This is a genomic window from Amycolatopsis sp. NPDC051373 (assembly GCF_040689465.1).
GTDB lineage: Bacteria > Actinomycetota > Actinomycetes > Mycobacteriales > Pseudonocardiaceae > Amycolatopsis.
Genome location: NZ_JBFBAE010000050.1, coordinates 1 through 24,989, shown reverse-complemented (window position 1 = coordinate 24,989; position 24,989 = coordinate 1). Strand labels below are relative to the sequence as shown.

Below are 24,989 nucleotides of genomic sequence, written 5' to 3'. Positions count from 1 at the left end.
CCGATGACCGATACACGCAACGATCTGCTGCTCGAGGTCGAAGACCTCCAGGTGGAGTTCCGCACTTCCGACGGCGTCGCCAACGTGCTCAACGGCGTGAGCTACTCCGTGCACGCCGGCGAAACCCTTGCGGTGCTGGGTGAATCCGGCTCCGGCAAGAGCGTGACCGCGCAGACCATCATGGGCATCCTCGACATGCCGCCCGGCGTGATCACCGGCGGTTCGATCCGCTACCGCGGTGAGGACCTGCTCACGGCCACGCCCGAGCGGCGGCGCGAGCTGCGCGGCACCGAGATCGCGATGATTTTCCAGGACGCGCTTTCGGCGCTGAACCCCGTGTTCACCGTGGGGTTCCAGATCGAAGAACAGCTGCGCGTTCGCCAGGGGATGTCCAAACAGGACGCCCGCAAGCGCGCGATCGAGCTGCTGGATCTGGTGCGCATCCCGGCCGCCGCGCGGCGGGTGAAGGACTACCCGCACCAGTTCTCGGGCGGCATGCGCCAGCGCGCGATGATCGCGATGTCGCTGGCGCTCGACCCTGTGCTGCTGATCGCGGACGAGCCGACCACGGCTCTCGACGTGACCGTGCAGGCCCAGATCATGGACCTGCTGGGCGAGATCCAGCGCGAACGGCAGATGGGGCTGGTCCTCATCACCCACGACCTGGGTGTGGTCGCGGAGGTCGCCGACCGGATCGCCGTGATGTACGCGGGCCGGATCGTGGAGCAGGCGGACGTGCACGAGCTGTTCAAGTCACCGGGTCACCCGTACACGGCGGCGCTGATGGACTCGTTGCCGCGCCTGGATCTCAAGGGCCAGACGCTGGAGACGATCAAGGGGCTGCCGCCGAGCCTGCTCCACATCCCTTCGGGCTGCCCGTTCCACCCGCGGTGCAAGCGGGCGGAGCAACGCTGTTCGGAGGAACGGCCGTCGTTGCACAGCCTCGGTTTCGGCCGGGTCAGTGCGTGTCACTTCGCCGAAGAGGTGGTGGAAAGCCGTGTCTGAGTCGATTCTCAGCGTCCAGGAGCTGGTGAAGCACTTCCCGGTGCGCCAGGGCGTGCTGTTCAAGCGCACCGTCGGGCACGTCAAGGCCGTCGACGGCGTCTCGTTCGACCTGGCGCCGGGCGAGACGCTCGGCGTGGTGGGCGAGTCGGGCTGTGGCAAGTCGACGCTCGCGCAGGTGCTGATGCGCCTGGAGGAGCCGACCGCGGGCGGCGCGACGTTCGAGGGCCGCGACATCTTCAAGCTGCGCGGCGGCGAGCTGCGGCGGCTGCGGCGCGAGATCCAAATCGTGCTGCAGGACCCGTACACGTCGCTGAACCCGCGGATGACGGTCGGCGACATCGTCGGCGAGCCGTTCGAGATCCACACCGAGGTGGCGCCGAAGGGTTCGCGCGCGCAGAAGGTGCGTGAGTTGCTGGAGGTGGTGGGGCTCAACCCCGAGCACCTCAACCGCTACCCGCACCAGTTCTCGGGCGGGCAGCGCCAGCGCATCGGCATCGCGCGGGCGCTCGCGCTGCGGCCGAAGGTGATCATTTGCGACGAGCCGGTGTCCGCTTTGGACGTCTCCATCCAGGCGCAGGTGATGAACCTGCTCGGCGACCTGCAGACGGAGTTCGGGCTGTCGTACGTGTTCATCGCGCACGACCTGTCCGTGGTGCGGCACCTCGCCACGCGCGTGGCCGTGATGTACCTGGGCAAGATCGTGGAGATCGGCACCGAGGACGAGATCTACGAGCGGCCCTCGCACCCGTACACGCAGGCGCTGCTCTCGGCCGTGCCCGTGGCCGACCCGGAGGTGCGCGGGCAGCGGCAGATCATCCGGCTCGAGGGCGACCCGCCGAGCCCGCTCGACCCGCCGTCGGGCTGCCGGTTCCGCACACGGTGCTGGAAGGCGCAGGACATCTGCGCCACGGAGGTGCCGGAGCTGTCGCCGCGCACCGACGGTCACCTCTCGGCGTGCCACTTCGCGGAAGCCCGGTCCGTGGTGCCCTGACTTTAGTCGGGTTCCTCCTCCTGACGATTGCTGCGACGTGTGTCCGGTATGTACGTTGCAGTGTCGGTTTTCGCGTTGGAGGAGGACTCGTGAAAAGACCCAGACTGCTTCTCGCCGTGTTGGCGGTACCCCTGCTCGGTGCGGCTTCCTTCGTACCGGTCGCGTCGGCAGGGGTGACCGGCCCGGTCACGGAGTTCACGGTGCTGGCGCGTTCGGACGTCGGCGCCGCCGTGGCCGCGGTCGAGGCCGCCGGTGGGACGGTGGTGGCCCGCAACGACGCCGTCGGGCTGATCACGGCTTCGGCGCCGGCTTCGGGCTTCGTGGCGCGGGTGTCTTCCAGCAGCGCGGTGTTCGGCGCGGCCCGGTCGAAGGCGATCGGGTCGGCGCCGCGGGACGGCAAGAAGGTGAAGCACGACGCGGTCGAGAAGGAGGGCCGGGGCAAGGCTTCCGGTGCCAAGCGTGGTGCTTCCGGTACAGACCCGCTGGACGACCAGCTCTGGGGCCTGAAGTCCACCCGGTCGGACCTCGCGCGCACAGTGCAGCCCGGTGACAAGCGCGTGAAGGTCGGCATCATCGACACCGGCGTCGACGCCAGTCACCCGGACATCGCACCGAACTTCGACCGCGCCGACTCGCGCAACTTCACGCGCGACATCGTCGCCGACGTCAACGGCGCGGTGGTGGACGGCCCGTGCGAGTACCGCGGCTGCGTCGACGCGGTAGACCACGACGACAACGGCCACGGCACCCACGTCGCCGGCACGATCGGCGCGGCGGTGAACGGCTTCGGCGTCTCGGGCGTCGCGCCGGGTGTCTCGCTGGTGAACATCCGCGCCGGTCAGGACTCGGGCTTCTTCTTCCTGCAGCCGACTGTCGACGCGTTGACCTACGCCGGTGACGCGGGCATCGACGTGGTGAACATGAGCTTCTACACCGACCCGTGGCTCTACAACTGCCGCGCGAACCCGGCCGACTCCGCCGAGGAGCAGGCCGAGCAGCGAACCGTCATCGAGGCAACCACGCGGGCGCTGAACTACGCGCACCGCAAGGGCGTCTCGATGGTCGTCGCCCTCGGCAACGAGCACACGGACCTCGGCGCGCCGTTGCCCGACGCGACCAGCCCGGACTACCCGAGCACATCGGCGCACCCGCGTCAGATCGACAACGCGTCCTGTCTGACCATGCCGACGGAAGGCCCGCACACGATCGGTGTCGGCGCTTTCGGTCCCTCGCAGGCGAAGGCGGACTACTCCAATTACGGGACCGAGCAGATCTCGGTTTCGGCGCCGGGTGGGTATTACCGGGACGGCTTCGGGACGCCTTGGTTCCAGAAGGTGGAGAACGAGATCCTGTCGGCTTACCCGCGCAACGTGGCCGTGGCCGAGGGGAACGTCGACGCGGCCGGCAACGTGACTGCGGCCGGGGTCGCCGCGGGTGTGCAGAAGGCCGTCGCTCGTGACGGGCGGGTCGGCTACTACCAGTGGCTGCAGGGGACTTCGATGGCGACGCCGCACGCTGCCGGTGTGGCGGCGTTGATTGTTTCCGAGTACGGGAAGAAGTCGGGTTCTGGCTTCGGTATGGACCCCGATGCTGTGCAGCGCGTCCTGGAGGGGACGGCTTCGCCGGTCGCGTGCCCGGTGCCGCGGACGGTGGACTACCTGGACGAAGGCCGGGACGAGTCGTTCACGGCTACGTGCACGGGGAATGCTTCGTTCAACGGTTTTTACGGACATGGTGCTGTGGATGCTTATGCGGCTGTGACGCATGGGGCCAAGTACGTGAAGCAGTAGTTCTCGCGGTTGACGGCCCCGTGTCAAGGTTTTCGCGCCTTGACACAGGGCTGTTTCGCGCCAAGTGGTGAATCGCGAATAGGGGCATTGACACCGCAAACCGGCGCGCCCAACGATGGAGGCGGCGCGTCGAGTGCCGCGCCTTGGGGGTGGGGACTGTGCGTTGTGGTGGGTGGACCAAGGCGGCCGTGGCCGCGGCCGGGATGGTCGTGGCAGGGCTCCTGGCCGGGGCCGGGGCGGCGAACGCCGCGACGACCGTGCCGATTTCCGCGCCCGGCGGGTACGCGAGTGATCCGTCGAGTACGCCGGCCACCGGGAAGCACACGCGGGCGCTCGGGGCGGCGGTCACGGTGCCGGCCGGGGAGACGCGGTACGTCAGCAGCAAGCTGAACGTGGACGACGCCGCGCAGGTCACGGAAGTTTCGCACCTCGTGTACTGCCGGCGGCCTGGGCAGACGGTGAACGCGGCGCAGCTCGTGAGCGGGCAGAACGTGCTCGCGAACACCGCGACGACGTTGCTCACCCGCGGATTCGTCACGGCGCCGGCGGACAGTGCGCTCACCTGTTCGGTGTATGCGCAGTTCGTGAACCACGCGGCGAACGTCAGCGGGCACATCTCGGTGCTCGCCTCCTCGTACCTGCAGGACGTCGACGGGCCCATCGCGGCAGTGAAGCAGACGTTCAACGGCAAGGTGCTGGTGAACTCCTCGGCGACCGCGAACTCCGTGTCGTTCACCGCGCCCGCCGGGGCGACGGTCGTGCAGGCGATCGGGGACGTGAACATCACCGTCTGCTACAACGCGGACAACGGCCTCTGCAAACGTTCGGCCGGCGCGCGGATGGACGGCGCGAACTCGCTGGTGGGTACGCAGCTCGTGGTGAACCAGCTCGATGCGAACGGCAACCCCTGCAACACCACGACCAACGGACCGCTGGCGGGCGTGACCGTGACGAACACCGTCCACCACTTCAAGATCAACACCTGGGTGACGAACCTCCCGATCGTCGCGACGTGCTCGCGGAACTTCGTGGTGTACACCAGGGTCACGGCCAACGCAGCGCACAACTCGTTCCTCATCGAGGCCAACAACGAGAGCGTCGGCGCGGCTTTCGTGCCCTGAGCCGAGCGCTGCGGCGACCGGCGGGCGGTTGCACACTGGCGGCATGCGCATCGGCATCGGCATTCCCAACACCATCCCCGGCACCGACGCCCGGCTGCTGCTCGACTGGGCGCGGCGGGCGGAGGCTCGCGGGTTCGCTTTCGTGTCCACGATCGGGCGCGTCGCGTACCCGTCGTGGGATTCGTTGACCGCATTGGCCGGCGTCGCGGGGGCGACCACGGAGATCGGGCTGCTGACGAACGCCGTGCTGGGGCCGACGTACCCGGACGCCGTGCTGGCGAAGGTGGCCGGAACCGTAGCGGCGCTGTCGGGCGGGCGGTTGACGCTCGGCCTCGGCGTGGGCGCGCGGGAGTCGGACTACCTCCCGGTGGGGCTGGATTTCGCTTCACGAGGCGCGGCTTTCGATCGGCAGCTCGGTTACCTGCACCGCGCGTGGCAGGGCGCGCCAGTTGAAGCCGGCGACTTCGACGGCGAGCAGCGCCCCGTGGTCGGCGACGTGCCGGGCATCCCGCTCCTCATCGGCGGGCACAGCAAACGCGCGGTCCGCCGCACGGTCGAACACGCTGCCGGCTGGACCGGCGCCGGCGGCGGCCCGGCGCGCGCCGAGCCCACCGTGAAGGAAATCCGGGCCGCGTGGTCCGCCGCCGGCCGGCTTGGCGAACCGCGGTTGCTGGGCCTGGCGTACTTCTCGACGTCTGCTGCCGACCGTGGTGACGACTACCTGCGCTCCTATTACGCCTACGCGGGCCCGCACGCCACCACGATCGCCGAGGGCGCCGTCCGTACGCCGGACCGCATCAGGGCGATCGTGCGGGAGTTCGAGTCGGCGGGCCTGAACGAACTGACCTTCACGCCGACCGTCGCGGAGGTGGAGGAGGTCGACCGGTTGGCCGATCTTGTCCTGTGACCCGCCGAGCGCGACCGTGCGCCCACGAAAGCGGGTCGAAGCCGACTGCACGAACTCGCCACTCTGAATCCGAACACCGGCCGGATCGGTGATCAGCAAGCGCTGCGGCACCTGGCGGTTCTGAATCAAGAACCGCCGTGGGACCTGCGGTTGGCGTTGATCTGCTCGCGGTTGGCCATCGCCCACTCCGCGAGGGCCATGACCCGCGGAACGAGCGTCCGGCCGAGTTCGGTGAGGGCGTACTCGACGCGTGGCGGGACCTCCGCGTAGGCGGTGCGCGTGACCAGGCCGTCTTCTACCAGGTGCTTGAGCGTCAGGGTGAGCATTCGCTGGGAGACGCCGGTGACGGCCGTGTGCAGATCGCCGAACCGGAGGGGGCCGGTGCGCAGTGTGCCGATCACGAGCAGGCTCCACTTGTCGCCGATGCGGTCCAGGACCTCGCGGACCGCGCCGCCGTCGGGGATTTCCGGTGTGAGCTTCGCCATGCGCGGGACTCCTTTCCTGGACACATACATCGATGTGCCTTTTGCAGCCGGCCCCCGTTGCGCCGACTATCCAGCGACAACGGGCAGCGGAATGGGGAATTCGGTGAACATCGCACTGTGGGGCGTCCAGGGTCTGCTCGCGGCGGTCTATCTCGCCGCCGGAGGGCTCAAGGCCGTGCGGCCGCGGGAGCGGCTGGCGGCGTCGGGGAACCTCGAGTGGATGAAGGACGCGTCGGACGTCGGGGTGAAGGCGGTCGGCCTGGTGGAGATCCTCGGCGCGTTCGGGGTGGTCCTGCCGTGGCTGACGGGGATCGCCTCGGTCCTCACCCCGGTCGCCGCGGTCGGGCTGGTGGTGGTGCAGGTCGGGGCGCTTCGGGTGCACGTGGTGCGCGACGAGCGACGGCCGTTGCCCGCCAATATGATCCTGCTGCTGCTCGCCGCCTTCGTGGCGGTCGGCCGCTTTCCGGGCTGAGAAAAGCGTGGGGCACGGCCGAAGGCGACCGTGCCCCACTACAGCGGCTACCGGTTCGAAGCCGTCTTCACGAACTTCCCCAGATCCTTCGACTGCTGGATCCGCGTCGGTTCGTGCACGTACATCATGTGCCCGGCCGGGTAGTAGGACGTCTCGATGTTGTCGCGCAGTTCGTCCGGGATCTGCAGGTGGGCGAGCACGTGCTCACTCGCGAAGTACGCCGTGGCGCCGTCGTAGTGACCGAACGCGACGTGGACCTTCAAGTGCGGGTTCGCGCGCATGGCGGCGCTCACGGAGTCCACGACGGACACGAACCGGCCCTCGAAGTCCTTGTACGACCACGCCTTGAAGACATCGCCGGACAGGATCTCGTACGGCAGGTCGTTCTGGTACCCGAGCTCGTCGCGGATGAAGTGGTTGAAGCCCGCCGAGTACGCGCCGATGATGCGCGAGATCGACGCGTCGTCGCTCATGTGCTCGCGGCCGCCGTCGACCTCCCACGTGGTGAACCGGCCGTCCATGCGCCCGACGAGCAGGCCGCGGTCGCGCAGGAGTTCCGTGAAGAAGCGCACGTGCTCGATCCGCAGGTTGACCCGGTCCACATAGGACTCCGAAAGCCCAGTCAGTGAAGCCAGCGTGGCCACGGTCTCCGCGCGGTCCTGAGTGGACAGCCGCGCACCTCGCGCCAGGGCCCACGGCAGTTCCTTGGCGGCGAAGTCCTCGGCGTCGGCCAGGACGTCGTCAAGGGGACGATCGCCGTGAAAGCCGTGGTAGTGCGCGATGGCCGCGTAGGTGGGCACGTAGAGCGAGTACGGCAGGTCGTTGCCCTCGTGGAAGCGCAGCGTGCCCATGTCGAGCACGGACGAGATGAGCAGCAGGCCGTTGAGGTACAGGCCGTAGCGGTCCTGCAGGTGTCCGGCCAGCGCGGCCGCCCGCAGCGTGCCGTAGGACTCGCCGGCGAGGAACTTCGGCGACAGCCAGCGTCCGTTGCGCGAGATCCACAGCCGGATGATCTCGGCGACCGACTCGATGTCGCCCTGGAATCCGGTGTAGTCCTTCGACTCGCCGCCCTCGGTCACGCGCGAGTAGCCCGTGGAGACCGGGTCGATGAACACGAGGTCGCTGTGCTGGAGCAGGGTCTCGCTGTTGTCCTCGAGGCCGTACGGGGGCGGGACCAGATCGTCGACGTCACCCGAGAGCACCCGCCGCGGGCCCAGCAGGCCCATGTGCAGCCAGATGCTGGACGAGCCGGGGCCACCGTTGAACGCGAACGTGACCGGGCGCGAGCCCGGCTCGGCGTCGTCGAGCGTGTAGGCGGTGAGGAACACCTCGGCCTTGGGCTTGAGGCCCTCCGACTTCCCGTCCTTCAGCACCTCCTGGCGCAGCACCACGCGCCCGGCCTGCGCGGTGTAGGCCAGTTTGCGGCGTTTGACCGTGAGCGTGTGGTGCGTGGTCACAAGGTCGTCGACGGGCTCCGGCGGCTTCTCCGCCGTGGCCGGCTTTTCGGGGGTCTCTTCGGTGGTGTCCGACATGGATCCAACTTAGCCAACCGTGCTGGGGAAGGCTGTGGAAAGCTGGCGCAATGCGCTGGCCCGCCACGATTCCCGAGGCCCGCGAGGTCCAGGATGCGCTCCGCGGCCGCGTGGACCTCACCGACGCCTGCCCGGCGCCGGCGACGGTGACCGGCCTCGACGTCGCCTACGATCCAGCCGGCACGCGCATCGCCGCCGCCGCGGTCACGCTGGCCCTCGACGACCTGCGCGTGGTCGAGGAACGCGTGATCACGGGCGAGGTCACCTTCCCGTACGAGCCGGGCCTGTTCGCCTTCCGCGAGCTGCCGCCGCTGCTCGACGCCATCGCGGCGCTCGCGCACCCGCCCGAGGTGTTCGCGTGCGACGGCCACGGCCTCGCCCACCCGCGGCGCTTCGGCCTCGCGTGCCACCTCGGCGTGCTCACGGGGACCCCGGCGTTCGGCGTCGGCAAGACGCGGCTCGTCGGCACGCACGAGGAGCCCGGCCCGGAACCCGGCGACACCGTGCCGCTGCTGGACGGCGACGAGCAGCTCGGCGCCGTCGTGCGCACGAGGCCTGGTGTGAAACCGGTTTACGTGTCCGCGGGGCACCTGATCAGCCTCGACCACGCCTGCCGGCTGACGCTCGCGTTGACCCCGCGCTACCGCCTGCCCGAGACGACGCGCGCGGCCGACCACCTGTGCCGCGCGGCTCTGGCCGGCCGCTGATGGACACCCTCGCGGAGCTCGACGCCGCCGTCACCGGGTGCCGCGCGTGCCCGCGGCTGGTGGCGTGGCGCGAAAAGGTGGCGGTCACCAAGCGGGCCGCCTTCCTCGACGACGAGTACTGGGCCAGGCCCGTGCCCGGCTTCGGGCCGGCGGACGCGGCGCTGGCCGTGGTCGGGCTCGCGCCCTCGGCGCACGGCGGCAACCGCACCGGGCGGATGTTCACCGGCGACCCGTCGGGAGACTTCCTGTTCCGCGTGCTGCACGAGGTGGGGCTGGCGTCGCAGCCCACGTCCACCGACAAGCACGACGGCCTCACCCTCCGCGGCACCCGCCTCGTCTCACCCGTCCGCTGCGCGCCGCCCGAGAACAAGCCGACGCCGGCCGAGCGCGACACCTGCCGCCACTGGCTCGCCGACGAGCTGAGGCTGCTGCGCCCGACCTTGAAGGCCGTCGTGGTGCTCGGCGCGTTCGGCTGGCAGGCACTGCTGCCAGTGCTCGCCGAGGCGGGGTGGCCGGTGCCGGCGCCGCGGCCAGCGTTCGGGCACGGGACCGTCGTCGAGCTCGGTGACCTACAGCTGCACGGCTGTTACCACGTGTCACCCCGTAATGTCCAGACGGGCCGTGTGACTCACGCGATGGTGTGTGACGTGTTCGCCTCCGCGGCCAGGGCCGCCAGCCTCTTCTGAATCGTTACCGCCTGCATGGCGATGCTGGTCACAGCAGGGCGGGGTACCCGAGCGATACGGCTCGGCAAGTGCGACTATGGAGTCATGGCTGCTAAGTCGGAACCGACTCGGATCCTCATCCTCGGTGGTGGTTACGTCGGCCTGTACACGGCGTACGGGCTCCAGAAGATGCTGCGCGCCAACGAGGCCTCCGTGACCGTCGTTGACCCTCAGCCGCACATGACCTACGCGCCCTTCCTGCCCGAGGCGGCGGCCGGCGCGATCGAACCCCGTCACGTGGTGGTGCCCCTGCGCCGCGTGCTCAAGCGCTGCCACGTGCTCACCGCGCGCGTGACGAAGATCGAGAACGAGCGCAAGGCCGTCACGGTCGAGGCCGCCGACGGCCACATCGAGACGCTGAACTACGACGTGCTCGTGGTCGCGCTCGGCGCCGTCGCCCGCATCCTCCCGATCCCGGGCCTGGCGGAGCAGGGCATCGCCTTCAAGACCATCGGCGAGGCCATCTACCTGCGCAACCACATCATGACCAAGCTCGACGAGGCGGCCAGCACGCTCGACCCCGAGCTGCGCAAGCGCCTGCTGACCTTCACGGTCGTCGGCGGCGGCTTCGCCGGCATCGAGGCGCTGGCCGAGCTCGAGGACATGACCCGGTTCGCGGTGGACAACTACTACCCGAACATCAAGCCCGCCGACATCCGCTGGGTGCTCGTCGAGGCCGCCGGGCGGATCCTGCCCGAGGTGCGCGAGACGCTCGGCGTGTACACGGTGCAGCAGCTGGAGAAGCGCGGCATCGAGGTCTACCTGTCGACGGCGGCGAAGTCGTTCGAAAACGGTCACGTCGTGCTCTCGGACGGCACCGAGTTCGACACCGATACGCTCATCTGGACGGCCGGCGTGAAGGCCAACCCGGTGCTCGCCGACTCCGACCTGCCGCTCGACAAGCGCGGCCGCGTCGAGGCCACCGCCGCGATGCAGGTCGTCGGCCACCCCGAGGTGTGGACGGCGGGCGACAACGCCGCGATCCCCGACCTCTCGCGCACCGAGCAGGACCCGACGGCCACGTGCCCGCCCAACGCGCAGCACGCCGTGCGCCAGGCGACGCTGCTGGCCAAGAACATCATCAAGGTCCTGCGCGGCGGCCAGCCGAAGGACTACTTCCACAAGAACCTCGGTGCGGTCGCCAGCCTCGGCCTGCACAAGGGTGTCGCCGACGCGCTGAACCTGAAGATCAAGGGCTTCCCCGCCTGGCTCTTCCACCGCGCGTACCACCTCAAGGCGATGCCGACGTGGAACCGCAAGACCCGCATCCTGTTCGACTGGATGCTCGGCGGCCTGTTCCGCCGTGAGGTGATTTCGCTCGGGCAGATCAACAACCCGAAGGAAGAGTTCGCCCGGGTTTCGAAGGGCTGAGTTGGGTTCCCGCTGAAGCCGGACCTCCTGTCGGGAGGTCCGGCTTCTGGCGTTTTCGGTTACTGGACGAGGCGGTAGCGGGCCATCATGCAGTCGTCTTCATGGTCGAGGATGTGGCAGTGCCAGACGTAGCCCTGGAGGTCCATGTCCATGTCGTGCTCGGCCATCGTCATGCCGGACATCGCGTGCCGGGCCGGGGTGAACGTCGCGTCCGGGTCGAAGCCGAGTTCGTCGGCCGTCGGGAAGTGCACGAGGAAGCGCGTGACGGTGTTCTGCGGGCAGTTCACGGTGTCCTTCGGCCCCGCCTCCCAAGGCGCGGGCGGCTGGGGTGCGCCGAGGAGGAACTCGTCCGGCGGCGGCGCCCACTCCGTGTGCATCGGCGGGCGCGGGTTCGCCAGTGAGTAGGCGACCGGGTCGAACATCTGTCGGTTGAGCAGGTGCAGGTTCACCAGGTGCAGGTGCACGGGGTGGTCCTCGACGGTGAGGTTCACGACCTCCCACAGTTCCGTGGTTCCCTGGCGTGGCAGTGCGATCGGATCGTCCTCGAAGCAGAGGTTGTTGAGCGACATGCCGACCGGCGGCCAGCGCGTGAGCTTGAGGTCCTGGGTGAGCGTGACGACGCGGCGGCGGTCGGGTGCCGACGGCTTTTTCGTGACGCGCAGGCGAGTCGGCAGCGCCTGCCGGCGACCTTTCGCGCCGGTGCTGGTGAAACGCACGACGTCGGGCAACGGCTGCGCACCCGTGACGAGGGCGATGAGCGCGGCTTCGCGTTGGTCGTTGACGAGGTCGACGTGTTCGCCTTTTTCGAGGTCCGAGAAGTCGACCACGAGGTCGGCGCGCTCGCCGGGCGTGAGGCGGACGTCGGTGGTGACGACGGGGGCGTCGAGCAGGCCGGCGTCGTTGCCGATCACGTGGAAGGGGCGGCGGTCGCGGAAGAACAGGTGGTAGGAGCGGAAGTTCGATGCGTTGAGCACCCGGAACCGGTACTGGCCGCGGGCGACGTTCGTGTACGGCGAGACCTTGCCGTTGACCGTCATGCGGTCGCCGATCTGGCCGCCGTCCCAGTGACCCTGCGGGACGAGGGTGAGGGTGCGGTAGTTGAGCGAGCCGTCGGCGTGGAAGCGGCGGTCGGCCAGGATCAGCGGTAGTTCGAACTCGCCGCTGGGCAGGTGCCACGCGTTGGTGCGGTCGCCGGTGTCGCCTTCGTCGCGCAGGAGGTACATGCCGGCGAGTCCCGCGTGGACGTTCAGGCGCGTGAGGCCCATGCCGTGGTCGTGGTACCAGAGGCCGGCGGCCGGCTGGCGGTTTTCGTGGCGGTAGGTGCGGTGCTCGCCGGGGAGGAAGACGTCCATCGGGTGGCCGTCCATCTCGGGCGGCGTGATGGCGCCGTGCAGGTGGACCGAAGTGTGGGGTTTGGTGCGGCTTTCCTCGGACGCGCCGTCGAGGGTCGAGTCGACGTCTTCCGCGAAGAGGTGCCGGCCGAGCTTGTTGTCGAACGTCAGCTCGAGTCGCTGGTTCGCGTGGGCCTCGATGGTGGGCCCGAGGTACTCGGCGCCGCCGTAGGACCAGGTGGGCGCGGGGGCGAGGTCGCGGTGGAAGCGGTGGGTGGACTCGGCCATGGCGAGGCGGTGGTCGCCGCGGATGGTCTGCGGGATCGGGAGCTCGTCGACGTAGGGCGGGAGGTCGGGCGAGGGGAAGGTGCGGAGGTCTGCGTCGGTTTGGGGTCTGGCTGCTCTGGTCGGGATTGCCGCGGTCGCTGCGGTGGCCGCGGTCGCTTTGAACAGCCGTCGACGGGAGATGCCTTCTGCCATGGGAGGTTCCTGTCCAAGTGATAGTGAGCTATCAGTTGGTAGTGTAGGGCATGCCCCCGCAGCCGCTGCGTGCCGACGCCGCCCGCAACGCCCGCCGCATCATCGACGCGGCCTACTCGGTCTTCGCCGCCGGCGGCGTCACCGTGCCGATGGAGGAGATCGCCGCCGCGGCCGGCGTCGGGGTCGCGACGTTGTACCGGCGGTTCCCGCACAAGCAGGACCTGGTGCGGGCGGTGCTGGAGGCGCGGTTCGACGAGGTGATCGTGCCGGTGCTGTCTCGCGCTGCTTCGGCGGCTCCGCGCGACGGTGTCTATCTCGCGTTGGAAGCCGCAGTGAGTTTGGCGGCGGTTGAGCAGCCGTTGTTCGCCGCGGCCAACAACTTGGGTGCGTTGACGATGGATCTGGCCTGGCGCTTCTTCTCGCCGGTGGCCGCACTGGTGGCCGCCGGCCAGTCCTCGGGGGTGTTCCGCGCGGACCTGGTGGCGGACGATGTCCCGCGCCTGGTGTTGATGCTGGTGGGGACGTTGCCGTCGTTCCCCGCCGACGCTTCGGAGGGGTGGCGGCGGTATCTGGACCTGCTGATGGACGCGCTGTCGCCGCTGGGCGCCTCGGGGCTGTCGCCGGCGTCCGCTGTGGCGGATCACACGCCGCGCATCTGACGGGCCGCGGGGGTCCCGCTAAGGTGTTCGTGCCCCCGTAGCCCAATTGGCAGAGGCAGTCGACTTAAAATCGACCCAGTGCGGGTTCGAACCCCGTCGGGGGCACTCCCGGCCCAGGTCAGGGCGTTTCCCCCGGCTCTTCACCGAGGTCAGCCCCCGGTTTATCCCCGGAATTGGCTGAGCGCCCGTCCATCCACATGCTTTCTAGCGCGACCGCGTTGTCACGCGAGACGACCGTACGGCCCATGTAGACGTCCTGGGTGATCGACGGCCGGGCATGCCCGAGCTGGTCGGCGATCTGGCGGGAGCTGAGCTTCGCGTCATCGAGCACCGTCGCCGCCGTCTTGCGGAAGACGTGGGACTTCACCCACGCGAACTCATCCGTGCCGCGGGCTTCGCGAAGAGCCCGCCGGGTGTTGGACGGATCGCGCAGCCCACCGAGCGTGTCCGGGAAGACCGGGCTTGCCGGGCCTCGACCCTCCTCCTCAGCGACACGCCGGCGCTCGCGAAGCACCGAGACAGCCCACGACGGCAGGGGCAGCGTCCGGTCACCAGATTCCGTCTTGAGCTTCTGCACCCGGCGCAGTCCGACCCCGCGGATCCGGATCACCTTCCAGTTGATCGCCACCGATCCGTCGTCGAGATCGACGTCTTCCCAGAAGGTCCCGAGGGCTTCGCCGATCCGCACTCCGGTGGCCAGCATGAAGCGCGTCAGGTCCGGCAGGTCCTTCGCCACTGCCTTCGGGTCGGCTTCGAGCTGTTCCAACCACTTGTGCCGCTCGGCCGGGGTCAGTGAGCGAGGCTTCTTGCGCTTCCCTCCCTCGATCTGCTCCAGCTCACGGACGGGGTTGGACCCGAGGGCACCGTTTCGCACCGCGTACCGGAGCACCCCACTCACCACGGCCCGAGCCGTTCGAGCATGCGACGCACTCGACTTCGCTTGCACCGCGGGGAGAAACGAGTCGAGCCGTGGCACGGTGACTTCGTGCAGCCGAAGGTCACCGAGCGCCGGCAGCACGTGGTTCTTGAGCATGCTCCGGTAGTTGTCGAGCGTGCCGTGTGCCCGCTCCTCTGCCTCAACACGCTCCTCTTGCCGTGCGAGCCACTTCGCGGCAACAACGCTGAACTTGGTGTTGTGGTCCATGTCGGCGCCACCGCCGGGGGTCTTGAGGGCCTCTCGGATCGCTGCCTTCAAAGCGCGCTCGGCTTTGGGCCTGCTCGCGCCGGTGCGTTCGATCTCGTGGACCTTGCCGTCCCACCCGCGGTAGCTAGCGCGAGCCCGCACACCCGTTGACGTGTCGCTGAAACGGATCTTGCCGTGCGTCCCCACGTCCAGAGGCGGGCGTGCCATCACGCCACCCCCTGTGCTTCGACCCACGCGTCGACGTCCTCGGGGCGGTAGCGGACGTACTTGCCCACGCGGCGGCCGGCGGGGCCGTAGCCCTTGCCGCGCCACTTGTACAGGGTGTTGACGGGGACCCCGAGATGCTCGGACAGGTCCTCAATGGACAGCAGCCGACTGCTCATGGTGGTGCTCCTTTCGAATTTCCTTATGGGTCAATACAATTCGCCGCCTAGCAGAGAAAGCGGAGTGAGAACGTCTGTTCGTTCGCAAAGGAATGCTCGAACATTTGTTCGATAACAGGGATTTTCCGATGACTCGGTGCGCCGATACGGGACCCCCGCGAGGGGAGGCCGGGAGGCTGCGCGTATAACTAGCTTCGACGCGGAATTCGCGTCGTGACGTTCCGTACGTTCGGGCACGCAGACCTGGGCGGCGGCGTGGATGACCCGTTGCGGAGACTGGCTACAAGCCACTCCCAGAGGTCGCCCCGACGGCACGGCAGGGGATTCCGAGCCGCTCTGAGCTAGACGGGCACCAAAGATCCGTCCAAGCGAAGAAGCGAGGGTCGGCTGCGTTCCCGGCTCCCGTGTGAGTTACCCGCGGGAGCCTGTTCCCGTGTGGAATGCCGTAGGAGCAGCCGAAGGTGACTTCGACGATCAACCCGCCGACCGATGTCGTCGGCGAGGAAACCCAGATGTTGCGCCCTGTGCGCACCCTGCCGGACCTGCCCGACCCCAAGCTCATCCGCCTCGTGCGCAGGGAGGCACGCCGGCACCTCGGCATGAGCGAACTGGGGGCCGAGGCAATGTCCTCCATGTGGGTCAACCCCGAGGAAATCCTGCCGCAGATCTCCAGTCCGCAGCGGATGCGCATCACGGGCGGGGAGCTGCGCTACATCAAGGCCCTCGTCTGGATGAGCCGGCTGGTGCCCGACCCGGCGAACCCCCGGAACGCCAGCTCGCATCCCTACCTGCTCGCCATGAGGGCCGGCGCGGAGAACGAGGACGGGAACAAGGTCAAGATCGAGTTCGAGCGAGCATCGGCTCCCCGCCCGATGTCGCCGGCGGAGCTGCAGGCCGACGCGGCATCGGAAGCCGACCTCATCTCCCAGCTCGACGACGCGATGGAGAAGACGAGGAGCGCCAACCAGCTGTACCCGCCCATCGGGGAGCAGGGAATCATGGACGCCCCCTTCGGCATCATGACCCAGTTCAACTTCCACGACGACAGCAACCCGATCGTGGTGCCGGTCGTCCGAGAAGGATCCAGCCGCACCAGCCACGCGCTCAAGCACCTCGGTCTCACGGCCGAGGACGTCCTGTTCAAGATGCCGGGGAGCCCGAAGGCGCCGCGCCAGCTGATCGACGCCGTGAACGCGATCGTTCAGGCACCGGCCGAGACGGTGACGGCCGACGAGCTCGCGATGGCGCGCGTGGCAACAGTCGAGTTCATCCTGATCGTGGGCTTCGACCCGGACGAAGGGGACTCCCCCGACCTCGGCGCCGCCGTCAAAGCAAAGGTCGCGCAGGAACACATCAACACGAAGACCCACTGGCGTCCGAGCGACCGGGACTCCACCATGGCCGACGACTGCCTCGCCTCCGCGCTCAGCGCCGGGGTGATCACGCTCGACGAGCACCGGTGGCTCTCCGGAGACATGTCCCGCGAAGAAGCCGAAGAGCTGCACTACTCGAACTACTTGGAGGACCGTTTCGTCCGGCTGACCTACCTGTTCGCCACGTCGGAGCGGAAGATCCACCGGGCGATCCGAAAGCCGATCGCCTTCGTGATCGCCCGGGACACCGTGCGGGACGGCGTGCAGGTCCGGCGAACGTCGAAGCTTCCCCTCGCGGTCGAAGTCACGGTTCGCGAATTCCGTTTCGGCGACCCGAGCCTGAAAATCCCCGTTGACCGGCTCGCCAAGGTGCTGGTGAGCGGAGCCAACATCGCCGGCAAGCAGCTGAGCAAGCCCGGCCAGGGCGACCTGGACGAGCTGGAACAGGCGGCCCTGGCCGAACTCGACGACCGCGAAGGCGGCGACCCCGGTCCCGCGGGCATCGAGCTCGCTCTCCGGGCCCTCTACTACGGGGCCTACCACGACGCCTTCCGCGTTCAGCGCAACGACCAGGGTGCCAACTCCGACAGGCGCCCGGTTAACCAGGTGCTGCAGGACATGCTGAGCGTCAAGCGCGGGATCCTGCAACTGGTGCAGATCATCGAGGACGGCCGGAAGGGAGAGAGGCCCGCCGTGGTGAACGACCACGGGATCGTGCAGTTCGGCACCGACGGCCAACCCGCTCCGCTGAAGAACTCCGACATCCGTTACAAGTTCTTCCCCAAAGGGGTCGGAGGCGACGGAGACGACCCCGACCCCTTTACGGCCGCGCTGAAGGCCCTGAAGAAGTCGCTCAAGAACCTTCGCGGCGACTTCGAGATCCTCGAAAAGGTGGAGAAGCGCCGTGTCCTGAGCGAGGGACTCCCGCCGAAGGAGGGCAAGAACCTCGTCGACGAGCTCGAACAACTGCGGAAGAAGGCCGACACCTTCTTCATGATCGGCCTGTCGAGGGCGACGCCCGCTGAGCTCGCCGCACTGGCCAGCGGGGCGCCCGCGCAGGTCGACAGCGTCGACGAGGATGAGGACGAGGAGTTCGGGCCGGAGGACGAGGAGGTGCACGAATGACCGATGAAACCAAAGCCGAGGACCACCGGTTCCTCGCTCTCTGGGTCACCATCATGGCGCTCGTTTCCGTCCTCGCGGGCGCGATGATCGGGCTTCTCGCCTGGGCTGGAGGCATGGTGCCCCCGACCGCGGTCATCACCGGCTGCGGTGCCTTCGTGATCGCGATGACCCTCGGCCTGGCGGTCATCAATACCCTCTGGAAGCGCCGCTAACTCGTCCTGGGGCACCGTGCTGGGCAACGAAAATCCGCTCGGCACGGTGTCCCTTTTGTATGCACTAAGCGACGAGTTTTTCCTTGCGCTGCAAGCGTTTTCCTTCGTAGATGGCTTCGGCGATTTCGCGGTCTTCGTGGTGGCCGTAGCCGTTGCCGGTGTATTTCCAGTGGTTGACGACGAGCACGGTGTCCGGGGTGGCGCCGGTGGAGTCGAGGGTGGCGAGGTGCTGGTGGGTGCGGCGGTCGCCGCGGATCGCGGTGAAGGTGATCGAGTACCGCTGTGACTTGGTAAGGAAGTGGCCGCGGAACCCGAGCATGTGAGCCCATTTCCGCAGGTAGGCAAGGCCGTCGTTCGCCCCGAGTGTCCACGCTGTGGTGATCATCCGTCGGTGGTGCGGGTGGACGTCCAACGCGTCGATTGCGCGTTCGGAGCGGATCGGCCGGTCGGGGACTTCGCCGGTCGAGGTGCCCTTGGTGGCGTACTTGGCGATGTAGCCGGCCAGCGCACGGTCGGTGATCTGGCCGTCGTCGGGCTCGGTGGCATGCGCGGGGCGAATCGGGCGGACGTCGACCTGTCCACCCCAGCGGAAGACGTGCTCTCCGGTGACGCCGTCGATCGTGAGGGTGCGGGTGACGCGGGTGTTCTCCACAGCGGCCCGCACGGCGTGTTCCATGAGCGCGTTGTCGGCCCAAGTGGGCGCCGGATCGTGCGAGCCTTCGGGGCCGTCGAGTCGGATGACGGCGTGGAAGTGGATCAGTCCGCGGCGTTGGTATTCGGCGACCTTGGCGTAGGAGAGGCGGGCGTGGTCGGCGAAGTCGCCGGCGCGGATGCCCGCGGCGGTGGCGATCTCGCGGCGGAGCCGGACGGTGAAGGCGTGCCACAGCTCTCCGGCGTGGCCCTGCCACAGCACGGCACCCGGGTAGTCGTAGTGCTCGGGGTCGAGCGCGGTGCCGACTCGGGGATCGGCCTCGTGGTGATGCTCGCCGCAGGTGCAGGGGATGCGGCGGCCGGTGCGGGTGGTCCGGCGGCCGTGGACGGCGCCGAAGCTGGGGGCGGTAAGCGTGACGAACAGGCGCGGCTTGTCCGCGACGGTCTCGGGGATGGTCTTGCCACCGGTCATGCCGGCGCGGATGAGGTGGAAGGCGTCGGCGGCGTAGCGGTCGGAACAGGCGGGGCACACGGTCTCGCGGCGGTTCCCGCACGGGGCGTAGACGGTGCCGGCGGTGTGGTCGAGGATCCGTCCGGTCGTGTCGGTGATCGTGCGGTAGCCGGTGAGGTGGACGGGTTGCAGGCATCCGCCGGTGGCTTCGGCGCGGGCGCGCACGGCGCGGATGACGGCGGGGGTCATGCGGTTGGTGATGCGGGTAGCCAGTGAGGACCCGTCGTGCTCGGTGATCATGCTGGCCTCTTTCGTGCGGGCACCACGAAGCCGGGCCACCCCGAGTGGTGCAGGGTGGCCCGGCGAAGGTGCGTGAGGGTCTGGTCAGGCGGTGACCGGGTGGTGGTTCACGGTGGTGTTCAGCTCGTCCGCGAGATCGGTGAGCATGTTCTTCGGCAGGTTGACCCGCGCGGCGAGGTCATCGGCGGTGACCGGGCGGCCACCGTTGTGGGCTTCGGCGGTCACGGTGGTGACCGTGGTGCGGATGCTCACCGGCAGGGACTCGAGAACCCCGTCCCGGCGGGGCCGGGCAGGCTCGGCCGGCGTCGGTGCCGGCGTCGAGGAGACGGCGGGTGCCGGTGTGGCGGGCTCAGGTGCGGACGGTGCGGGAGCCGCGGGCGGCTCGGGGGCTGGTGCTGATGCGAGGGCCTGTTCGCGGGCTCGGATGCACCGCTGCTGGACGATCGGCATGACTTCGGCGAGCAGGTACACCACGAGCGGGATGACAACGTGGAAGAACACGCCACCCTGGGAGACACCGCCGGTGGTGGGGGTGAACGCGGCCCACACGTTCGCGGCGAAGGTGGCGGCGAGCAGGATCCGCTTGAGGTGCTTCACGGGCTTGTCGTCGACCGGGATGCCGGCGGCGAGCATGGCGGCTTCCCAGCGCAGCAGGGTGACCAGGATGCCGGCGAGGGCGGGTTCGGCGAGCCAGGCGCCCCACCACATCGGGTCGGCGGTGGGGAGGTGGCCGGCGAGGAAGTCGTGGACGCCGGTGGTGGTGAACCCGAGCCCGACGGCGAGGAAGAACCACATGGTGCGGGTGATCGAGGCGCGGAAGCGGTCCGCGGTGACCGCCCCGAGGAGCGGGTCGGCGGCGAGCCGGTGGACGTCGTGGGCTTCGGTGAGCTGGTGAGACAGGGCGCGGACCCGGCGCGAGACCGGGCGGTCGCTCTTCGGGGTGGGTTTGCGGAACACGTCAGGCACCTCCTTTCTGGACGGTGGTGATCAGGCGGCCAGGGCGTAGGCCGGGGCGGTGAGGGCGTGGAGCAGGGCGGCGCCGATGAGACGGGTGTACGCGGGCGGGATCGCTTCGGACAGCTCGTTGCGCGCCATCCAGTCGATGCCCATGGCCGCGCGGGCCTGGCGGACTCCGGAGAAGTTGCCGACGACGTGCATGCGTTCGCCAGGGCGGGGCGGGCGGCCCATCTTCGTGAGGAGTTCGCGATGCACCGGCTCCGGCGGTGCGGCCACAGGGAAGCTGGTCTCGAACAGGCGGTGCCGGTAGACGTTGAGGTCGGGGAACATTGCCCCGCACAAGGTGATCGGGTTGTGCAGCGGCGCGCCTTCAACGTTCTCGATCACCCAGGGCTTGCCGGTCGCGATCAGGGCGGCGCGGGTGGGGGCGATGAGGTCGGGGTGGATGCGGTGCTGGATGCGCTGGGCCAGGGTGAAGGCCTGGCACGGGGGCGAGCTGTGGATGGCGTCGAACTCGTCGCCGTGGCGGGTGACGAAGTCCAGCGCGTCGGCCTGGTAGAACGCGTAGGGGTAGTGGGGCTGGGGCTCGATGTCCACGCCGATGACGTCAAACCCGGCGTCGTGGTATCCCTTCGCGGCGCCACCGGCTTTGCAGTAGAGGTCGAGCATGAGCGGGCGGGCAGTCACGGTGTGCACTCCTTTCGAGGTCTGGAGTGGATACGCGGTATCCACTGGTACGCCGGAGATCTCGTGCGGCAGGCGTCACGAGGACTCAGGACATGCCGAAGGGCTACTTCGTGATGGCCAGGTCGTACGCGTCGTTGGCGACCCGGCGCATTCCCTGTGCTTCTTCGCTGTGGATGCGGGCCATCTGGCCGGCCAGCTCGGCGATGCAGAGCAAGACGTCGCGGTTGCGGGTGCCGTCTTCGTTGATCGCCCTGCGAAGCTGGGCGTCGTACTCCTCTTGCAGGCGCACGAGTTTGGGCACATTGGACTTGGAGATGCGCATTACGGGGTTCCTTCCGGGGCGGTCTGGATGTAGCGGGCGGTGGAGTCGAGCAGGGCGGCGAGGTAGCGGGCGAACGCGGGCGGCATTTCCAGCTCGGCGACCTCGGGCAGGCCGTGGCGGTGCTGGGTGACTCGGAGGAGCACCGTGGTCGAGGTGGCGACCACGGCGGTGTTGTCGACGCTGGCGCCGCCGTAGCGCACGCCGTCGATCGAGCGCAGGGGGTAGATCCCGAGCCCGTCTTCGAGCGTGGCCACGGCGGTGTGCCAGATCTCCGAGTCCGCCGGCGCGACGCTGGCGGGGCTGTCCATGGTGGTCAGTCCTGTTCGTAGCGGATGTATTGAACGCTGTAGGCACCGTCACCGCGGCGGGCGGTGCGCCACTCGCGCCACATCGCAGCGGACAGGGCCACGAAGATCAGCACGGTTGGCACGGCGGTCAGGACGAACAGCCACAGCGAGTGGATGACGGCGATCTCGATCACGAGGACGAGCGCGGCCACGGCGGCGATCTTGAGCCAGGTACCGAGGAACTTGAGGGTGATCACGGGTGGTGTCCTTTCGGGAGGGTCAGGCGGCGAGGTGGTAGACGTTGGAGTCGGCAGGCGGGTCGTTGCGGGGGGTGCAGAGGCGGACGAGTTCGTCGATGTCGTTGTCGGTGCAGTAGCCGGCGCGGACGCGGATCGGCTGGCGGGACTTCTCCGAGGTGCGGTAGCCGATGCCTTCGCATCCGGTCTCGGGGATCTCGTCGGCCAGGGCGCCGCGTTCGCGGGCGTCTTCTCCGAGCACCATGTCCACGTAGGACGCGGTACCGGTGCGCAGGGAGACCCGGCGGGTGAACAGGTCCCGCACGGGGACGGTGTCCTTGGTGGGTTCCTGGACGTAGGCGATGACGGCGAACCCGCAGGCGCGGCCCTGGGTGAGGATCTCGGCCAGGACCCGGTTGACTTCGTTGATCGTGCGGCGGGCGGCCAGCGCGGTGAGCATGGCCAACTCGTCGATCATGAGGACCTCGAACGGCGTCTCGCGGGAGACGGCGAACTTGCGCTTGCCCTCGCTGCGCAGCAGGTCCTGCCGTTCCTTCATGCGGTCGCGGAACGCGAACAGCACGGCGAGCATGGCGTCCACGTCCTCGGTGCCCTCGCTGTCCTCGTACTCGACCTCGTCGTCGGCGGAGGTGGCGTGCTGGTGGAACAGGGGCTTGCCGCGCTCGGTCTCCATCCCGCCCTTGGGGTCGATCACCGAGAGCAGGACGAGGCGCTCGCGGATCATCGGCCCCATGGCGCGCAGTGGGTTCCACAGCAGGGAGCCCTTGCCCGAGCCGGTGGCCCCGGAGATGAGCCAGTGCTGTCCGAGCAGGGGTTCGGTCCAGACGTGGCCGTATTCGGTGTCGCCCAGCTCGATCGCGGTGAGGTCGACTTCGTCGGGCTCTCCGGGGATGTCGGCCGGTGGGATGACGTCGGTGAACGGGTTGCCGAACACGAGCGTGATCGTGAGGACTCGCGGCTTGGTCTTCTCGATCGAGATGACGTCGGCCCCGAGCGCGGACGCGAGTTCCTCTTGGGAGTCGCGGAAGGTGGAGAGCGACTGGCCTTTGCGGATCGCGACCCGCAGGACGTCGATCGAGGGGGTGGGGCTGGACACCTTGAGCAGGCGTGGGACGAGAATCTCGCCGGTGCGCCGGTCGTCCACGGTGAGGTTGCAGAAGTCCAGGCTGGAGCGCCAGGAGCGGCCGAGGTAGCGGGTCCAGCGGCGGCGGGTCGAGCGGAGCCGGGGAGCGGCCACGCGGGTGAAGGACTCGGGGTGTGCGCGGTGCCACGCCAGGCCCGCGGCGAGTGCGCCGGCGGCGATTCCTCCGGTTCCGGCGGCCCCGAGCTCGATCATGCTGGTGGTGATCGCGGCGGGGCAGGCGAGGAAGCCGGGGTGTCGGGCTAGCCACAGGGCGCAGCGGGCTTCGGGGCGGGTCTTGTGGGTGGTGCGGCGGTTGTTGGTGCTCTTCATGTGGGTTCTCCGGTGGTCGGGGACGCGACAGGGCCGCAACCCCCGATCGGTAGGGGAGTGCGGCCCTGACGTCGTCCAGACGTGGTGATCATCTGGGGTGCGGTATGCGGTTGTGGGCGGGGCGGCGGGTCAGCGGCGGCGGGCCCTCGGGGCGTTCTTGTCGGTGTTGAACAGCGGGCGGGCGGCCTCGACGAGGGTGACCATGGTGGCGATCTTGCGGGCGGTCTCGTCGTGTTCTTTCTTGAAGCCGCCCACGCGGTTCGGCAGCGCGGTCATCGTGGTGCGCATGCGCTTCATGGCCTTGTCGAGGGCGTCGACCTTGCGGTCCAGCTCGGTGCTCATGCTCGTTCCTCTCGGTTGTTGATCAACGGTCGGATTTGGCGAGGCGCTTGCACTCCGAACACCGCGGGCCAAACGGAGCGAACCAAATGACCTCGTACTCGCCGGCTTCGGCGGTCGCGCCACACAGGGCGGTGATGCGACCTGTCCAGATCGAGCGCTCCGCGGTGGTGTGCTGCAACTCGTCGTCGCGGCTCATACTCGCCAGCCGCGGGAAATCAGCTCGGCCTTGCGCTTGGTGGCGGACTCCCGGAGCAGGTCGAGCCCGGTCGAGGCGGCCCGCACGCAGACCTGCACGTCTTCCTTGGACGGGACCTGCCAGCCCTCGAACCGGTTGCCGCTCGTACCGTGGTCGTCGAGTTTCTTGACCATCCGCGACACGTCGTCGAACGCGTTGCGGACCTGGTCGAGCGCGAACTCGAACTCGGCGTACCTGATCTTGTTGTGGTTGTTGATCGACTGTGAGGTCATCAGCTTGCCTTTCGCTGCTGTTCACGGGCGGTGGTCGGGCGGCCGGCTAGAGCACGCCACTGGCGGGCCTTGTTCTTCGTCGCGCGGGGCACGAGCACCGAGTTACCGGGGCCGCTGTGCCCGTAGCAGGTGTAGGTGTGCGCTCCTCCCTTCGTGAGCCACTTGGCGTCCAGGAGCTGGTGAACCGCGTGGGCCTCGTCGGCGGGGGCGGTCTCGATCGCGTAGCGGGCGTAGAGGCGGTAGACCCGCTCCGACGGCCCGACCAGCACGTATCCGGTGTTTTCAGCAACCTGGAGTACTTTCTCGATCACGTTCATGTCGTTCACCGGCAGGCGCGCCGGCGTCTTCGCGGTGGGTTCGGCCAGTGGGTTGCCGAACAGGTCGAGCGGTTCGGCGGTCATCGCTTCACCCAGCCCGCGAACAGCCCGCCCAGCAGGATCACCACGAGGAGACCGCCGGCGACCGGCATCGCGACGAACAGGGCCGCCAGAATGGTGAGCCACAGCGGGTAGAACGTGGTGTTTGCAACTCGGTTCATCGAATTCACCTCACATCTGCCATTGGCGAGTGCAGACCATGCACGTCGCGATTCGAGTCGGGGACAGGTAGTACCAAGCGCTGCACACATGGTCGGCCATCACGCACCGCGCTTCGGGCCGTGCGGGTCGAAGGTGGACAGACCGCCGCGCAGGTAGACCGTGCTGGTGTTCATGCCGTCACCTCCTCGAACTCCGGCAGGTGCAGCCACGGCCACGCGTTGAGCTGGGCGGCGTAGAAGTCGACGTCATCCATTTCTCTTGCTCCCTCATGTCTAAGACGGATGGACCCGAAGATCCCCGAAGAAATGTGTTCGGGAATCAACGCGAACAGCCGTATTCGGCGTGTTTTTGGGCGCAGTCAGGCACACTATGACGCTGCTATGTGGCGTCAAGGGGTCGTAGGTGCGGTGTTGTGGTGTTGTTGGAGAGTGCGGAAGAGTTGGCGGGCGATGATTCGCTTGA

General features: G+C 68.6%; 30 protein-coding genes and 1 tRNA gene. 13 read left to right on the top strand and 18 right to left on the bottom strand.

Annotated features, from left to right (window positions below; genetic code table 11):
- Window positions 1-3: 3 nt before the first annotated feature.
- The 5 genes from AB0383_RS48565 (at window position 4) to AB0383_RS48545 (ending at window position 5,814) form a co-directional block, all read left to right on the top strand.
- Complete coding sequence (locus AB0383_RS48565) at window positions 4-1,005, top strand: ABC transporter ATP-binding protein (protein ID WP_364172574.1); 1,002 nt, start codon at window positions 4-6, stop codon at window positions 1,003-1,005.
- Window positions 998-1,996: a dipeptide ABC transporter ATP-binding protein gene (locus tag AB0383_RS48560; protein WP_366191373.1), complete on the top strand. Its 999-nt coding sequence runs from the start codon at window positions 998-1,000 to the stop codon at window positions 1,994-1,996. Before AB0383_RS48565 ends, AB0383_RS48560 begins: the two co-directional genes overlap by 8 nt.
- 89 nt (window positions 1,997-2,085) lie before the next feature.
- Window positions 2,086-3,786: a S8 family serine peptidase gene (locus tag AB0383_RS48555; protein WP_366191371.1), complete on the top strand. Its 1,701-nt coding sequence runs from the start codon at window positions 2,086-2,088 to the stop codon at window positions 3,784-3,786.
- A gap of 158 nt (window positions 3,787-3,944) precedes the next feature.
- Window positions 3,945-4,907, top strand: coding sequence for a hypothetical protein (locus AB0383_RS48550; protein WP_366191369.1), 963 nt, complete (start codon window positions 3,945-3,947; stop codon window positions 4,905-4,907).
- A 43-nt stretch (window positions 4,908-4,950) separates the two neighbouring features.
- The gene (locus AB0383_RS48545) at window positions 4,951-5,814 is read left to right on the top strand and encodes an LLM class flavin-dependent oxidoreductase (RefSeq protein ID WP_366191367.1); all 864 of its coding nucleotides are present in this window, start codon (window positions 4,951-4,953) and stop codon (window positions 5,812-5,814) included.
- 125 nt (window positions 5,815-5,939) lie between these two features.
- Here the strand turns inward: AB0383_RS48545 and AB0383_RS48540 are convergent, their stop codons facing one another.
- Window positions 5,940-6,299: a helix-turn-helix domain-containing protein gene (locus AB0383_RS48540; RefSeq protein ID WP_354864057.1), complete on the bottom strand. Its 360-nt coding sequence runs from the start codon at window positions 6,297-6,299 to the stop codon at window positions 5,940-5,942.
- 103 nt (window positions 6,300-6,402) lie between these two features.
- Between AB0383_RS48540 and AB0383_RS48535 the strand changes: the two genes are divergently transcribed.
- Window positions 6,403-6,771, top strand: a complete 369-nt coding sequence (locus tag AB0383_RS48535; protein ID WP_366191364.1) for a DoxX family protein — start codon at window positions 6,403-6,405, stop codon at window positions 6,769-6,771.
- A 47-nt stretch (window positions 6,772-6,818) separates the two neighbouring features.
- Here the strand turns inward: AB0383_RS48535 and AB0383_RS48530 are convergent, their stop codons facing one another.
- Window positions 6,819-8,303, bottom strand: a complete 1,485-nt coding sequence (locus AB0383_RS48530; protein WP_366191362.1) for a peptidase S10 — start codon at window positions 8,301-8,303, stop codon at window positions 6,819-6,821.
- 50 nt (window positions 8,304-8,353) lie between these two features.
- On the opposite strand from AB0383_RS48530, the gene AB0383_RS48525 reads away from it, so the two are divergent.
- The 3 genes from AB0383_RS48525 (at window position 8,354) to AB0383_RS48515 (ending at window position 11,106) form a co-directional block, all read left to right on the top strand.
- The gene (locus AB0383_RS48525; protein ID WP_364172550.1) at window positions 8,354-9,010 is read left to right on the top strand and encodes an endonuclease V; all 657 of its coding nucleotides are present in this window, start codon (window positions 8,354-8,356) and stop codon (window positions 9,008-9,010) included.
- Window positions 9,010-9,696, top strand: coding sequence for a uracil-DNA glycosylase (locus tag AB0383_RS48520; RefSeq protein ID WP_366191360.1), 687 nt, complete (start codon window positions 9,010-9,012; stop codon window positions 9,694-9,696). Before AB0383_RS48525 ends, AB0383_RS48520 begins: the two co-directional genes overlap by 1 nt.
- An 84-nt stretch (window positions 9,697-9,780) precedes the next feature.
- Window positions 9,781-11,106 carry an NAD(P)/FAD-dependent oxidoreductase gene (locus tag AB0383_RS48515; RefSeq protein ID WP_364172545.1) on the top strand — a complete coding sequence of 442 codons (1,326 nt, stop codon included), beginning with the start codon at window positions 9,781-9,783 and terminating at the stop codon, window positions 11,104-11,106.
- A gap of 59 nt (window positions 11,107-11,165) precedes the next feature.
- Here the strand turns inward: AB0383_RS48515 and AB0383_RS48510 are convergent, their stop codons facing one another.
- Window positions 11,166-12,917 carry a multicopper oxidase domain-containing protein gene (locus tag AB0383_RS48510; protein WP_366191358.1) on the bottom strand — a complete coding sequence of 584 codons (1,752 nt, stop codon included), beginning with the start codon at window positions 12,915-12,917 and terminating at the stop codon, window positions 11,166-11,168.
- Window positions 12,918-12,967: 50 nt separating this feature from the next.
- Here AB0383_RS48510 and AB0383_RS48505 point away from each other — a divergent pair, with 50 nt between their 5' ends.
- The gene (locus tag AB0383_RS48505; RefSeq protein WP_366191355.1) at window positions 12,968-13,576 is read left to right on the top strand and encodes a TetR family transcriptional regulator; all 609 of its coding nucleotides are present in this window, start codon (window positions 12,968-12,970) and stop codon (window positions 13,574-13,576) included.
- A 31-nt stretch (window positions 13,577-13,607) separates the two neighbouring features.
- Window positions 13,608-13,681, top strand: a tRNA-Leu gene (locus AB0383_RS48500).
- Window positions 13,682-13,694: 13 nt separating this feature from the next.
- On the opposite strand, the gene AB0383_RS48495 is transcribed toward AB0383_RS48500, so the two are convergent.
- Both AB0383_RS48495 and AB0383_RS48490 read right to left on the bottom strand, forming a co-directional pair.
- Complete coding sequence (locus AB0383_RS48495; protein ID WP_366191353.1) at window positions 13,695-14,927, bottom strand: site-specific integrase; 1,233 nt, start codon at window positions 14,925-14,927, stop codon at window positions 13,695-13,697.
- Window positions 14,927-15,103 carry a helix-turn-helix domain-containing protein gene (locus tag AB0383_RS48490; RefSeq protein ID WP_366191351.1) on the bottom strand — a complete coding sequence of 59 codons (177 nt, stop codon included), beginning with the start codon at window positions 15,101-15,103 and terminating at the stop codon, window positions 14,927-14,929. The genes AB0383_RS48495 and AB0383_RS48490 overlap by 1 nt, the downstream gene beginning before the upstream one ends.
- Before the next feature lie 461 nt (window positions 15,104-15,564).
- On the opposite strand from AB0383_RS48490, the gene AB0383_RS48485 reads away from it, so the two are divergent.
- Window positions 15,565-17,601, top strand: coding sequence for a hypothetical protein (locus AB0383_RS48485; protein WP_366191349.1), 2,037 nt, complete (start codon window positions 15,565-15,567; stop codon window positions 17,599-17,601).
- Window positions 17,598-17,813 (top strand): hypothetical protein, encoded by a 216-nt coding sequence (locus tag AB0383_RS48480; RefSeq protein WP_366191347.1) that lies wholly within the window; start codon window positions 17,598-17,600, stop codon window positions 17,811-17,813. The genes AB0383_RS48485 and AB0383_RS48480 overlap by 4 nt, the downstream gene beginning before the upstream one ends.
- Before the next feature lie 64 nt (window positions 17,814-17,877).
- Here AB0383_RS48480 and AB0383_RS48475 read toward each other — a convergent pair whose 3' ends face one another.
- From AB0383_RS48475 to AB0383_RS48415, 13 genes are all read right to left on the bottom strand, one after another.
- Window positions 17,878-19,215 carry a replication initiator gene (locus AB0383_RS48475; protein WP_366191345.1) on the bottom strand — a complete coding sequence of 446 codons (1,338 nt, stop codon included), beginning with the start codon at window positions 19,213-19,215 and terminating at the stop codon, window positions 17,878-17,880.
- 84 nt (window positions 19,216-19,299) lie between these two features.
- The gene (locus AB0383_RS48470; protein ID WP_366191343.1) at window positions 19,300-20,181 is read right to left on the bottom strand and encodes a hypothetical protein; all 882 of its coding nucleotides are present in this window, start codon (window positions 20,179-20,181) and stop codon (window positions 19,300-19,302) included.
- 21 nt (window positions 20,182-20,202) lie between these two features.
- Window positions 20,203-20,859 (bottom strand): DNA methylase, encoded by a 657-nt coding sequence (locus tag AB0383_RS48465; protein ID WP_366191341.1) that lies wholly within the window; start codon window positions 20,857-20,859, stop codon window positions 20,203-20,205.
- A gap of 103 nt (window positions 20,860-20,962) precedes the next feature.
- The gene (locus AB0383_RS48460; protein ID WP_366191339.1) at window positions 20,963-21,181 is read right to left on the bottom strand and encodes a hypothetical protein; all 219 of its coding nucleotides are present in this window, start codon (window positions 21,179-21,181) and stop codon (window positions 20,963-20,965) included.
- Entirely contained in the window at window positions 21,181-21,489 is a 309-nt protein-coding gene (locus AB0383_RS48455; protein ID WP_366191337.1) for a hypothetical protein, read from the bottom strand. The genes AB0383_RS48460 and AB0383_RS48455 overlap by 1 nt, the downstream gene beginning before the upstream one ends.
- Before the next feature lie 5 nt (window positions 21,490-21,494).
- On the bottom strand, window positions 21,495-21,725 hold the full coding sequence (locus tag AB0383_RS48450) for a hypothetical protein (RefSeq protein WP_366191335.1): 231 nt from the start codon (window positions 21,723-21,725) through the stop codon (window positions 21,495-21,497).
- Window positions 21,726-21,747: 22 nt separating this feature from the next.
- Window positions 21,748-23,178 (bottom strand): FtsK/SpoIIIE domain-containing protein, encoded by a 1,431-nt coding sequence (locus tag AB0383_RS48445; protein ID WP_366191333.1) that lies wholly within the window; start codon window positions 23,176-23,178, stop codon window positions 21,748-21,750.
- 129 nt (window positions 23,179-23,307) lie between these two features.
- Window positions 23,308-23,520, bottom strand: a complete 213-nt coding sequence (locus AB0383_RS48440) for a hypothetical protein (protein WP_366191331.1) — start codon at window positions 23,518-23,520, stop codon at window positions 23,308-23,310.
- 22 nt (window positions 23,521-23,542) lie between these two features.
- Window positions 23,543-23,716 (bottom strand): hypothetical protein, encoded by a 174-nt coding sequence (locus AB0383_RS48435; RefSeq protein WP_366191329.1) that lies wholly within the window; start codon window positions 23,714-23,716, stop codon window positions 23,543-23,545.
- A complete protein-coding gene (locus AB0383_RS48430) occupies window positions 23,713-23,988 on the bottom strand; it encodes a hypothetical protein (RefSeq protein ID WP_366191327.1) in 276 nt (91 codons plus the stop codon). Before AB0383_RS48430 ends, AB0383_RS48435 begins: the two co-directional genes overlap by 4 nt.
- Entirely contained in the window at window positions 23,988-24,389 is a 402-nt protein-coding gene (locus AB0383_RS48425) for a hypothetical protein (RefSeq protein ID WP_366191325.1), read from the bottom strand. The genes AB0383_RS48430 and AB0383_RS48425 overlap by 1 nt, the downstream gene beginning before the upstream one ends.
- Window positions 24,386-24,526 carry a hypothetical protein gene (locus tag AB0383_RS48420; protein ID WP_366191323.1) on the bottom strand — a complete coding sequence of 47 codons (141 nt, stop codon included), beginning with the start codon at window positions 24,524-24,526 and terminating at the stop codon, window positions 24,386-24,388. The genes AB0383_RS48425 and AB0383_RS48420 overlap by 4 nt, the downstream gene beginning before the upstream one ends.
- Window positions 24,527-24,696: 170 nt before the next feature.
- Complete coding sequence (locus AB0383_RS48415; protein WP_366191321.1) at window positions 24,697-24,849, bottom strand: hypothetical protein; 153 nt, start codon at window positions 24,847-24,849, stop codon at window positions 24,697-24,699.
- Window positions 24,850-24,989 lie beyond the last annotated feature (140 nt).

Bases quoted from the DNA above. Each gene is read 5' to 3' on its own strand.
- AB0383_RS48455 (WP_366191337.1), bottom strand. From the start codon at position 21,489: ATGGACAGCCCCGCCAGCGTCGCGCCGGCGGACTCGGAGATCTGGCAC.
- AB0383_RS48440 (WP_366191331.1), bottom strand. From the start codon at position 23,520: ATGAGCACCGAGCTGGACCGCAAGGTCGACGCCCTCGACAAGGCCATG.
- AB0383_RS48510 (WP_366191358.1), bottom strand. From the start codon at position 12,917: ATGGCAGAAGGCATCTCCCGTCGACGGCTGTTCAAAGCGACCGCGGCC.
- AB0383_RS48420 (WP_366191323.1), bottom strand. From the start codon at position 24,526: ATGAACCGAGTTGCAAACACCACGTTCTACCCGCTGTGGCTCACCATT.
- AB0383_RS48505 (WP_366191355.1), top strand. From the start codon at position 12,968: ATGCCCCCGCAGCCGCTGCGTGCCGACGCCGCCCGCAACGCCCGCCGC.
- AB0383_RS48525 (WP_364172550.1), top strand. From the start codon at position 8,354: ATGCGCTGGCCCGCCACGATTCCCGAGGCCCGCGAGGTCCAGGATGCG.
- AB0383_RS48475 (WP_366191345.1), bottom strand. From the start codon at position 19,215: ATGATCACCGAGCACGACGGGTCCTCACTGGCTACCCGCATCACCAAC.
- AB0383_RS48540 (WP_354864057.1), bottom strand. From the start codon at position 6,299: ATGGCGAAGCTCACACCGGAAATCCCCGACGGCGGCGCGGTCCGCGAG.
- AB0383_RS48495 (WP_366191353.1), bottom strand. From the start codon at position 14,927: ATGGCACGCCCGCCTCTGGACGTGGGGACGCACGGCAAGATCCGTTTC.
- AB0383_RS48490 (WP_366191351.1), bottom strand. From the start codon at position 15,103: ATGAGCAGTCGGCTGCTGTCCATTGAGGACCTGTCCGAGCATCTCGGG.
- AB0383_RS48565 (WP_364172574.1), top strand. From the start codon at position 4: ATGACCGATACACGCAACGATCTGCTGCTCGAGGTCGAAGACCTCCAG.
- AB0383_RS48515 (WP_364172545.1), top strand. From the start codon at position 9,781: ATGGCTGCTAAGTCGGAACCGACTCGGATCCTCATCCTCGGTGGTGGT.
- AB0383_RS48425 (WP_366191325.1), bottom strand. From the start codon at position 24,389: ATGACCGCCGAACCGCTCGACCTGTTCGGCAACCCACTGGCCGAACCC.
- AB0383_RS48435 (WP_366191329.1), bottom strand. From the start codon at position 23,716: ATGAGCCGCGACGACGAGTTGCAGCACACCACCGCGGAGCGCTCGATC.
- AB0383_RS48460 (WP_366191339.1), bottom strand. From the start codon at position 21,181: ATGCGCATCTCCAAGTCCAATGTGCCCAAACTCGTGCGCCTGCAAGAG.
- AB0383_RS48520 (WP_366191360.1), top strand. From the start codon at position 9,010: ATGGACACCCTCGCGGAGCTCGACGCCGCCGTCACCGGGTGCCGCGCG.
- AB0383_RS48480 (WP_366191347.1), top strand. From the start codon at position 17,598: ATGACCGATGAAACCAAAGCCGAGGACCACCGGTTCCTCGCTCTCTGG.
- AB0383_RS48530 (WP_366191362.1), bottom strand. From the start codon at position 8,303: ATGTCGGACACCACCGAAGAGACCCCCGAAAAGCCGGCCACGGCGGAG.
- AB0383_RS48445 (WP_366191333.1), bottom strand. From the start codon at position 23,178: ATGAAGAGCACCAACAACCGCCGCACCACCCACAAGACCCGCCCCGAA.
- AB0383_RS48430 (WP_366191327.1), bottom strand. From the start codon at position 23,988: ATGACCTCACAGTCGATCAACAACCACAACAAGATCAGGTACGCCGAG.
- AB0383_RS48545 (WP_366191367.1), top strand. From the start codon at position 4,951: ATGCGCATCGGCATCGGCATTCCCAACACCATCCCCGGCACCGACGCC.